The sequence below is a fragment of the uncultured Campylobacter sp. genome, assembly GCF_938017705.1.
Taxonomy (GTDB): domain Bacteria; phylum Campylobacterota; class Campylobacteria; order Campylobacterales; family Campylobacteraceae; genus Campylobacter_B.
Genome location: NZ_CALIIS010000046.1, coordinates 1 through 10,629, shown reverse-complemented (window position 1 = coordinate 10,629; position 10,629 = coordinate 1). Strand labels below are relative to the sequence as shown.

6 protein-coding genes and 1 pseudogene are annotated in these 10,629 nt (G+C 50.9%); all 7 read left to right on the top strand.

Annotated features, from left to right (window positions below):
- The first annotated feature begins 5 nt into the window (after positions 1-5).
- Positions 6-1,055, top strand: a complete 1,050-nt coding sequence (locus Q0605_RS02635) for a dehypoxanthine futalosine cyclase (RefSeq protein WP_298703973.1) — start codon at positions 6-8, stop codon at positions 1,053-1,055.
- 601 nt (positions 1,056-1,656) lie between these two features.
- Positions 1,657-2,916 carry a pitrilysin family protein gene (locus Q0605_RS02630; protein ID WP_298703969.1) on the top strand — a complete coding sequence of 420 codons (1,260 nt, stop codon included), beginning with the start codon at positions 1,657-1,659 and terminating at the stop codon, positions 2,914-2,916.
- A gap of 743 nt (positions 2,917-3,659) precedes the next feature.
- The gene (gene recG / locus Q0605_RS11400; RefSeq protein WP_363317200.1) at positions 3,660-6,449 is read left to right on the top strand and encodes an ATP-dependent DNA helicase RecG; all 2,790 of its coding nucleotides are present in this window, start codon (positions 3,660-3,662) and stop codon (positions 6,447-6,449) included.
- Between the two features lie 214 nt (positions 6,450-6,663).
- Positions 6,664-7,146, top strand: coding sequence for a hypothetical protein (locus Q0605_RS02620; RefSeq protein ID WP_298703967.1), 483 nt, complete (start codon positions 6,664-6,666; stop codon positions 7,144-7,146).
- A gap of 177 nt (positions 7,147-7,323) precedes the next feature.
- A complete protein-coding gene (gene hisS / locus Q0605_RS02615) occupies positions 7,324-8,565 on the top strand; it encodes a histidine--tRNA ligase (RefSeq protein WP_298703965.1) in 1,242 nt (413 codons plus the stop codon).
- Entirely contained in the window at positions 8,562-10,400 is a 1,839-nt protein-coding gene (speA, locus tag Q0605_RS02610; RefSeq protein ID WP_298703963.1) for a biosynthetic arginine decarboxylase, read from the top strand. Before hisS ends, speA begins: the two co-directional genes overlap by 4 nt.
- Positions 10,397-10,629, top strand: a pseudogene (locus Q0605_RS02605) (serine O-acetyltransferase); the annotation flags it as partial. The gene speA and the pseudogene Q0605_RS02605, both read left to right, overlap by 4 nt.

Sequence of the window (10,629 nt, the reverse complement as noted above, 5' to 3'; positions counted from 1 at the left end):
TAAATTTGAAAAGACTAAGTATAGATGAAGCCTTAAATTTAATAGAGCATGCCGATCTGAACGAGCTTGGGCGAGCGGCGTTTACGCGCAAGCGCGAGCTGCATCCGGATCGCGTCACGACTTTCATCATCGATCGAAACATAAACTACACCAACGCCTGCATGGTGGATTGCAAATTTTGCGCATTTTACCGCCACGCAAGCGACGCAGACGCCTACGTGCTGAGCTTTGAGCAGATCGGCGAAAAGATCGAGGAGCTCATCGCCGTGGGCGGCACGCAAATTTTATTTCAAGGCGGCGTCCATCCGAAGCTGAAAATCGAATGGTACGAGGATCTAGTGGAGTTCATCCGCAAAAATTACCCGAGCATCACGATCCACGGCTTCTCGGCGATCGAGATCGATTATATCGCGCGCCTTAGCGGCATCAGCACGATTGAAGTGCTTCGCAGGCTGCAAGCCAAGGGACTCTACTCGATGCCGGGAGCCGGAGCCGAAATTTTAAGCGACCGCGTGCGAGACCTCGTAGCGCCGCGCAAAAGCGACAGCGCCACATGGCTTAGAGTGCACGAGGAGGCACACGGCATCGGTATGAAAACGACCGCCACTATGATGTTCGGCACGCTGGAGAGCACGCGCGAGATCGTAGAGCACTGGGAAAAAATCCGCGAGCTGCAAGACCGCACGGGCGGCTTTCGAGCGTTCATTTTATGGAGTTTTCAAGGGCAAAATACCCGCCTTTTGCGCGAGCATCCGGAGATCAAAAAGCAAAGCCCGAACCGCTACCTGCGCCTGCTCGCCGTCTCGCGGCTATTTCTGGATAATTTCAAAAACATCCAAAGCAGCTGGGTCACGCAGGGCAGCTACATCGGGCAGCTGGCGCTGAAATTCGGCGCGAACGATCTTGGAAGCACGATGATGGAAGAAAACGTCGTAAAGGCGGCGGGCGCGAGCTTTCGGATGAGCAAGGACGAGATGATAGCGCTGATCCGCGACGTGGACGAAATACCCGCCAAGCGCAACACTAACTACGATATTTTGGAGACGTACGCTTAGAGTGCGGGCTTTTGCGCGTTTGCGGTAGGAATTTATGCGCTTACGGCTAGAATTTAGCGGTAGAATTTTGTCTTAAAACAGATAGCGAATTTTTGTGATCGCGAGCGTGAAATTTTGCCGCAGGATTTAAATTTTGATATCGGTACGGGTTTAAATTTACTGGCGCGAGCGGAATTTGCACGGTAAAATTTCATTTTGCTGTGGAATTTCGCCTTAAAATTTTGCGGACGCAAAATTCTGCGCCGCAAGATCAATGCCACGGAGACGGCGCTTGAGAGACATTTCGTTTACAACGCTTGCCGTATTTGGGCGCGGATATATTTCGTCTCGTACTGCAAATACTGCGCGGCGCGGTGTTTCGGGCGCTGAATTTTTACAAAACGTGCGGCGCGATTAAATTTTAAAATTTTAAGCAGTACGGGCAAAACTGCCCTAGCGCGAAATTTTAGAAGCGAGTTTGAAAAAAAATTTTGAAAACTCGTTTTAGCAAAATTTTAAAAGTAAGCCCAGGCGTAAATTTCAAAAGCGGCGCGGCTGCGCCAAAATTTTAAAACCGCGCCTGCAAGAGCGATAAAATTTAAAAATTTTATAAAGGAAAACGATGGAAAAAAAAGAGATTTCACTTAAGACCAAAGGCGGCAAGAACGCTAAAATCGACTTTTTGTATCAGTTCGACGATTCGCTGCCGGTGGCGAGCTTCAAGCTAATTTTTAAAGCAAGCGGCGCAGTGAGCGAGAAGATCTTGGGGCTTGCGCGTATCTGCGCGGGCGTTTTGGGCGAGGGCTCAAAGACGCTAGGAGTGAGCGAATTCCACCGCAAGCTCGATATCCGCGCGGTCGAGATCAGCGCTGCGAGCAATTTTGAAACCTTCGGCATCCAGCTAAACTGCCTAAAAGAACACTTCGATTTCGGCTTAGACATGCTGCGAGAGCTGCTTAAAGAGCCCAATCTAACGCCCTCGGTGCTGGAAAAGCTAAAAATGCAAACCATAGGCGAGATCGCCGTGCTAAAAAGCGAGTTCGATTACATCGCGACGTGCAACCTAAAAGCGCTTCTGTATCCGCGCACGAGGCTCGAGCGGCCGCTCATAGGCGACGAGGCGAGCATAGAGCGGATCACTATGAAGGACGTGCGGGAGTTTTTCGCCTCACTGAGTTTAGAGAATTTATACGTCGTTTTATGCGGCGACGTGAGCGATAAAAACCCGAAAATCGCGGAAATTTTAAGCCTTTTTGCAAGCGGAGAAAAGCGCGAGCTGCCGTTTTTCACGCCGAGCGATGCGAAAAAAATAAAGATCCAAAAAGAGCAGACGCAGCAGGCCTACATCTACTTCGGCGCGCCTTTTGCGCTGCCAAAGGAGCAGGAGTTCATCGCAAACACCGCGCTTTTCGTACTCGGAAGCAGCGGTTTCGGCAGCAGGCTGATGGAGCGCATCCGCGTTAAGCATGGGCTTGCGTACTCGGTCTATGCACGCGGCGATTTCGAGCTTAGCCGCCGCGAGTTTTGGGGCTATCTGCAGACTAAAAACGAAAATTTACAAAACGCCGCCGCGCTCGTAAAAGAGGAGATCGCGAAATTTATCGCCTCGGGCGTGAGCGAAACGGAGCTAAAAAGCGCTAAAAAATTCCTGATCGGAAGCGCCGTGCTGCAAAAAGAGACGATGTTTAAGCGCGCAGCGATCGCGCAGAGCGAGTATTACAAGGGCTACACATTCGGCGAGTTCGAGCGAAATTTAAAGCGCATCGAGACGCTAAAACTCGGGGCGCTCAACGATTTCATCAGATCGCACGACGAGATTACAAACCTAAGCTTTTCCGTCATTTGCGACGAGGTCGCCGCGAAAAAGGGGCTTAAAATTTAGTCCGTCGCGGCACAGCGAGTGTATACCTGCGACCGGCCTAAAATTTGGGTAAATTTTAAAATTTGTAAAGCGGCGCGAATGGTGCTAAATTTTACTTTTTCGCTCCGCTAGCGGACAGCTTGTGCGTTTAAATTTAAAACCGCACTTGCGTCGCGCTAAAATTTACGGGGCTTTGCAGAAACGATTAAATTTACGAGCCTTGCAAGAACGGCTAAATTTAAAGGCGCCGTGTGCGGCTCGGTAAAATTTCAGCACGCAAAATCAAAGCGCGATTTCGCACGCCGTTTGTAAGTCGCGCCGTGAAATTTCAAGCGATCGCGCTATGTTTTAAAACGAGGTGCGCACCGCAAAGGCACGGCTGCTAAACAAAACACGCACAAAGCGGCAAAATTTACAGGCGCAGCCGGCGAGTAAATTTGCCGCAATGGGTGAAAATTTTGAATAAATTTGAGCAAGCGTTCGATGCGGCGCGTAAAATTTCGATCAAATTTAGGCGGGTGATTTCGCTTCGACGCGTAAAATTTCACAGCGCGAGGGCTTAAACGCCTATCAAATTTAAAGGATGAAAATTGATTTTTGAAGCAAAAGACGCGGCGGCACTGCAAAAGGCGGGCATTACGACGCTTTTGGATCTGGCGCTGCTTCTGCCCAAAAGCTTCGACGATCTAAGCGTGGGGGACGCGCCCTGCGCAGGCGAGAGCACGGCGGAGGTCGAGTGCCTCTTCCAGCACAGGCGCGGCTCGATGCTCATCGTCACGGCGCACTGCCTCAGCTGGAAGCGCGAAATCAAAATCGTGATCTTCAACGCCAAAAGCTGGCACTTCGGCGCCTTCAAGCGCGGCAAAAAATTTTTCATCCACGGCAAATGCGACGAGAGCTTCGGCTCGTGGCAGTTCGTAAACCCAAAAATCGTGAGCGAGCCGGGCAGGATCGCGCCCAAATACAAAGCCGCGCTGAGCGACGCCGCGGCGCAAAAGCTGATCAAAAAATATCTAAGCGCGGGTGCGCTTTTAGGCTGCGGACTGCGCGCGGACGAGGCGGCGGTATTGCTCGCGCTACACGAGAGCTCACCGCGCAGCGTGCGAATGCTAACCGCGCTAAATAGGCAGCTCAAAGAGGGCGGCGCAGAAAATTTCGGCGAGCGCGACGACATTTCAAACAGCGGCAAAATCCCGAGCGGCAGTGAAATTTTAAGAGGCGAAATTCCAAGCAGCGATAAAATTTTAAATGGCGACGGAATTTCAGATAACAGCGAAATTCCGAGCTCTCAAAGCTCCGCCGCCGCCGAAATTTTAAACGGCAGATCACAAAACGGTGAAATTTTTGAAGGTAAAATTTCAAACTATCTTCAAAGCAGCGAAGCTCTTGCCTGCGAAGCAAAGCACAGCACGGCGAATGAAATTTTAAGCGGAGAAATTCCAAAGAACATGAAGGCTTCGCCCCACCCAAGTCTCCGCGACGGCGAGATTGCGAGCGATGAAATCTTAGACGGCGATCAGCCTCGGGCGCGCTGCGCAGAGATTTATAACGACGAAAATTTTAACGTCCAAAGCGACGAGGATTTTCTTGCCGCAAACGGCGCCGAGGCGCACAGAGATGAAATTTTGGGCGACCTCGAAGCAGGCAATGAAGCGGCTACAAGTGGGAAAAAAATTTCAAATGACCCAGTATCAGACGTCCAAGCAGCGACACGACCAGCAGAGGCTCAAGCTGCGACCGCGCAACCCATGCTAACTCATGTCGCGCCCGAGCAGTCCATAGCCGAGCAAGCCGCACAACAAAATTTAAGCACCCGAGACGTAGATATGCAACCCGCAGCAATCCAAACTTCAGACATTCGAACTGCAGATTTGCAACCCGTAGCCGCCCAAACTCAAGAATCAAGTGGAAAACCTACGGCAATCCAAACTTCAAGCCAAGTAGCGAGCGCGCAAGCCGCGACTACCCAAACTTTGAGCGCACAAGCTGCGGGCACGCAGCCTGCGTGCGATCAAATCAAAAATCTTCAGACAGTAGTAGCTGCGCAGACCGCAGAGCCTACGATCGCTCAGACCGCAAGCGCCGCCGAGGCTGTTCAGGACGCGCTCGCCGCACCGATGAGCGCTTCGCGCGATTGTGCCGTGCAACCTACGCATTATCAAACTGAAACTATCCAGACCGCAGCCGCCCAAACTACAATCGCTCAAATTGCAAGCGAGGCTGAAACTATCCATACCGCCGAGGCCGTCCGAGCCGCAGCCGTCACACAGATGAGCGGTGCTGCAATTTTACGCACACTGAAATTTGTAGAAATTCTAAACTACTTGCAAAAGCTAAGCGCGAAAAAAACGAGCTTCCCTGCGCAAATTTACCCGCTGCACGACATTTCAGACTGGCTTGCCTCGCTTCCTTTTGAGCCTACGCGCGATCAGTTAAGCGCGATAAAGGACATCGCTAGCGATCTGCAAAGCCCTCTGGCGCGCCGCCGCGTCGTCATGGGCGACGTAGGCAGCGGCAAGACGCTCGTCATCCTCGCTAGCGCGGCGATGAACTATCCGCGCATCAGCTATCTGATGGCGCCTACGAGCATCCTAGCCGAGCAGATTTACGCCGAAGCTCTCCGTCTGCTGCCGCCGCAGATTAAGGTTCTGCTCGTAAAAAGCGGCGATCGCGAGCCGAATTTCGCAGGCGCGCACCTTATCATCGGCACTCACGCCCTGCTCTACCACGAGCTCGCGCCGTCAAATCTCATAATGGTCGATGAGCAGCACCGCTTCGGCTCGAATCAGCGCGAAAAGATTGCGCGCCTCACGGGGAGCGGCGAGTTTCGCGCGCATTTCATTCAATTTAGCGCCACGCCGATACCGCGCACGCTAAGCATGATCCAGTCCGAGCTTGTGAGCTTTAGCTTTTTAAAACAGCTACCGTTTGAAAAGCAGATCAAAACTAAAATTTTGCAAAATGACGGATTTGCGGGCTTTATGCAGGATCTGCGCCGCGAGCTCGCCGCGGGCAATCAAGCGATCATCGTCTATCCGCTCGTGCAGCAAAGCGAAAGCTCGGTCTATCAAAGCCTTGAAGAGGCGACGCCGTTTTGGAAGGCTCAGTTTGCGGACGTGATGATTACTCACGGCAGCGACAAGGACAAAGAAGAGGTTTTGCGCCGCTTCCGCGACGAGGGGCGGCTGCTGATAACTACGACGATCGTCGAAGTGGGTATCTCGTTGCCGCGGCTTAGCGTCATTTTAATCGTGGGCGCCGAGCGAATGGGGCTCGCGTCGCTTCATCAGCTGCGAGGGCGCGTCGGACGCAAAGGCCAGGCGGGGCGCTGCTACCTCTACACCAAGCTCAAATCCCCGCCGCAGCGCCTACGCGAGTTCGCAGCGACGCTGGACGGATTTAAGGTCGCAAATATCGATCTGAAAAACCGCCAAGGAGGCGATCTGCTGGGCGGCTCGGTGCAGCACGGCGCGATGTTTGCGTGGTATGATTATGAAGAGGATGTGACGGCTGCGGCAAAGCAGCGACTAAAGGACATAGGACGGGGTGCATGAAATTCTACGAGGCGCGATAGAATTTAAACGTAATTTTAGTCGCGGCAAAATTTTACGAAGCGAATGCGATTATGAGATAATGGGCGACCTGATATAAAATTTGAAATTTCACGGCGCAGATTGCATCGGATAAAATTTAGAGCTTTACCAAGCGTCATTTGCTTTTAATTTCTAAAATTTATGCAACTTAAAGTCCAAAAAAAAGGAGAGCAAAATGGCTTACGTAACCTATGACAAGGCAAAATGGCACTGGGGTGCGAAAAATGCGCCGACCGACATCCCGCAGGAAAACGGCGCGACGCACATCGCGTTTTTCTTCCGCTGGTGCATGGAGCGCAAGCTTTACTCCAAGGACTTCGCGGCGGATTTCGCGGACGATATAGCAAAGATGGACGATAGCTTTGATTATCGCGGGTATTTCTTTGGCGCCATGGACGGCGTGCTAGGCAGCGAGGAGCTAAACACCGCGGGCAAGGCCTTCGCAAATGCCTACTACACCACGGACCGTACGAAATTTGCCAAAACGCACGGCTGGTATTTGCAAGATTACGACGATTTCGTCGCGCGCAAATTCGGCGATAAAAACTTCGACAACGCCTATTTTTACATAGAAAACTCGCCACAAAATTACGCCGAGATCAAAGAGATCATCGATCGCCGCTATGAGGAATTCTTGAGCTTCAAGGCGGCGAAGTAGAAATTTTACCGCCTAGCTTAGCCGGTTTAAAATAGACGTCTAATCCGAAACGGCGCGCGATGTAAATAAGCAGAACCTATACAAAACCGCGAGCGGCAGGGCTTAAAATTTAGGAAAATTTAACTATAATCGCCGCAAAAATTTGAAAATTTTAAAATTTCACAAAGGATTTTATCGATGATCAAGGCACTTCGCGGTATGAACGATATTTCAGGCGAGCAGGCGCGCATCTACTCGCAAATTTTAAACGTGTGCGAGCGCGTGGCGCGCAATTACGGCTTTTGCCTCATCGAAACTCCCAAACTCGAGCAGACCGCGCTATTTCGCCGCAGCGTCGGCGAGAGCAGCGACATCGTCGGCAAGGAGATGTATGAGTTTAGCGACAAAAGCGGAGATAGCGTCTGCCTGCGCCCCGAAGGCACCGCAGGCGTCGTGCGCGCCTTTATCGAAAAAAAGCTAGACCGCAGCAGCGGCGTGCATAAATTTTATTATCAAGGCTCGATGTTTCGCTACGAGCGCCCGCAAAAGGGGCGTCTGCGCGAGTTTCATCAATTCGGCGTCGAGTGCTTCGGCGAAAGTAGCGTTTATGAGGATGCGAGCGTGATCTTGATGCTAGCTCAAATTTTACGCGAGCTAAATGTCGCCGCAACGCTTAAAATCAACTCTTTAGGCGACCAGGAGTGCATGCCGGCGTATAAAACCAAGCTCGTAAATTTCTTGCAAGAGCGCAAAGACAGGCTCTGCGAGGACTGCCAAAGGCGTATCGACACCAATCCGATCCGCGTGCTGGACTGCAAAAACGAGAGCTGCCAGAAAATTTTAGCCGCCGCGCCTCTTATAACGGAAAATTTAAACGACGCCTGCGCCGCGGAATTTGCGCAGCTGCAAAGAATTTTAACCCAAAACGGGCAAAAATTTGAGATCGATGCGAAGCTCGTGCGCGGGCTTGATTACTACTGCAAAACCGCCTTTGAGTTCGTCTCAAGCGAACTTGGCGCACAAAGCGCCGTAGGCGGCGGCGGGCGCTATGACAGACTCGTGGAGTTTTTAGGCGGCAGAAAGACGGCGGGCGTGGGCTTTGCGATCGGCATCGAGCGAATAGCCGAAATTTTAAAAACGCGCGAAAGCCCACAAGCGCGCGAGGGTCTTTATATCGGCGCACTGGATGAGGCGTTCGTAAGCACGGCGTTTTCGTTTGCGCTAAAGCTGCGAAAGTTTTGTAAAACTCAAATTTCATACGAGCCCAAGGCGCTTGCGAAGCATTTAAAGGCAGCCGACGGGGCGGAGGCTAAATTTTGCCTTTGCATCGGACAGGACGAGTTTGATCGCGCCGAAGTATGGTGTAAAAATTTAGAGGATCAAACCACCTTTGCGATTAAATTTAAAGAGGTCGAAGCATTTTTTAAGGATAGAGCATGAACGATTACGGACTAAATATTTGGGGAAATTCCAACTTCACGATAGACGGCGGCAAGCTATGCCTAAACTCCGATTTCAAGCAGCCTTTGGTGGATATCATAAAAGAGATCCGCGCAGACGGCGTGCGAGGCCCGATACTGCTGCGCTTCCCGCACCTCATCAAAAAGCAGATCGTCGAAATTTACTCAAATTTTAACCGCGCCATTAAGGAGTTTGATTACAAGGGAAAATTCCACGCCGTCTATCCGCTCAAGGTAAATCAATTCCCGGGCTTCGTTAAAAATTTAGTCGATATCGGCGAGCCTTACGGATACGGACTCGAAGCCGGCAGCAAGCCAGAATTGCTGCTAGCGATGGCGTATAACAAATACGGCGCGCCGATTACCGTAAACGGCTTTAAAGATAAGGAGCTCATCAATATCGGCTTCATCGCCGCAGAGATGGGGCATAACGTAACGCTTACGATCGAGGGATTAAACGAGCTTGAAACCATCATCGAAACGGCTAAGGAGCGATTCGCGCCAAAGCCTTTCATCGGGCTTCGCATCAGGCTGCACAACTCCGGAAGCGGTATGTGGGCGAAAAGCGGCGGGATAAATTCCAAATTCGGCCTTACCTCGACCGAGCTCATAGAGGCGATAAATTTGCTCAAGAAAAACGACCTCATCGAGCAGTTTACGATGATTCATTTTCATATCGGCTCGCAGATTACAGAGATCCACCCGCTCAAAAAGGCTCTCATCGAGGCGGGCAATATCTATACCGAGCTTCGTAAAATGGGCGCAAAAAATTTAAAATCCATAAATTTAGGCGGAGGGCTCGCTATCGAATACTCTCAAGCCAAAGAGAGCTCCAGCCGCAACTATACGCTAAAAGAATACGCCAACGACGTGGTCTTCCTGCTAAAATCGATCGCACAGGATAAAAAAGAGGCCGAGCCGGATATTTTTATCGAGAGCGGCAGATACGTAGCCGCCAGCCATGCGGTGCTCGTAGCGCCGATTTTGGAGCTTTTTACCCAGGAATACGCCGAAGAGAAGCTCGCCCTAAAAAAGGACAATCCGCCGGTAGTCGCCGAGCTATACGATCTGTATAAAACTCTAAAACCCTCCAACGCGCTAGAGTATCTGCACGATGCTATGTCGCACATGGAGAGCGTGCTTACGCTCTTTGATCTGGGCTACGTCGATCTGATCGACCGCTCAAACGGCGAAATTTTGGTTCATCTAATAATGCGAAAGGCGTATGGAATTTTAGGCAACAAACAAGAATACAGCAATTTCTTAAACTCCCTAGGCAACGCCCAAGAGCGCTATTTGGTAAATTTTTCGATCTTTCAAAGTCTGCCCGATTTTTGGGGCATCAAGCAGCACTTCCCGATCATGCCGCTAGAGAGGCTGGATGAACGCGCCACGCTATCGGCGTCGATCTGGGATATCACCTGCGATAGCGACGGAGAGATCGGATTTGACAGAGAGATCAACCCGCTATTTTTACATGACGTGGACCCCGAAGAGGAGGAGTATTTTTTAGGCTTTTTCCTTGTTGGAGCTTATCAAGAGGTGCTGGGTATGAATCACAATCTTTTCGCTCATCCAAGCGAAGCTACCGTGATCTTGCGCGATGACGGCGGCTTTGAGATCAAGGATTTCATCGAATCGCAATCGGTCATCGACATCTTGGAGGATATGGACTACGACGTAGTAGATATCCGCGAAAGCCTAAACGAGCGGATCGAAAAATCTGACCTCATAGACGCAAAAGAGAAAAAGCATATCCTGGGCGAGCTATATCTGTTTTTAAACGACAACAGCTATCTAAAGACGATCAAATGAGTTTTTGGCAAATTTTAAAACAGGACTTCACCGAGCCCTTGCGCCAAGACCCCGCATGTAACAGCGTATTTGAGATATTTTTCTGCTATCCCGGCGTCTGGGCGCTGATAAATTATCGTTTCGCGCATTTTTTCTACGAGCGAGGTTTTAAGCTTATAGCTCGTGCGATCAGCGGACTTACTCGTATAATCACCGCCGTAGATATAAACCCCGGCGCGCAGATCGGCTC

Excerpts from the sequence above, each read along its gene's own strand:
- Q0605_RS02630 (WP_298703969.1), top strand. The coding sequence starts at position 1,657 with ATGGAAAAAAAAGAGATTTCACTTAAGACCAAAGGCGGCAAGAACGCT.
- recG (WP_363317200.1), top strand. The coding sequence starts at position 3,660 with ATGCTCATCGTCACGGCGCACTGCCTCAGCTGGAAGCGCGAAATCAAA.
- Q0605_RS02620 (WP_298703967.1), top strand. The coding sequence starts at position 6,664 with ATGGCTTACGTAACCTATGACAAGGCAAAATGGCACTGGGGTGCGAAA.
- hisS (WP_298703965.1), top strand. The coding sequence starts at position 7,324 with ATGATCAAGGCACTTCGCGGTATGAACGATATTTCAGGCGAGCAGGCG.
- speA (WP_298703963.1), top strand. The coding sequence starts at position 8,562 with ATGAACGATTACGGACTAAATATTTGGGGAAATTCCAACTTCACGATA.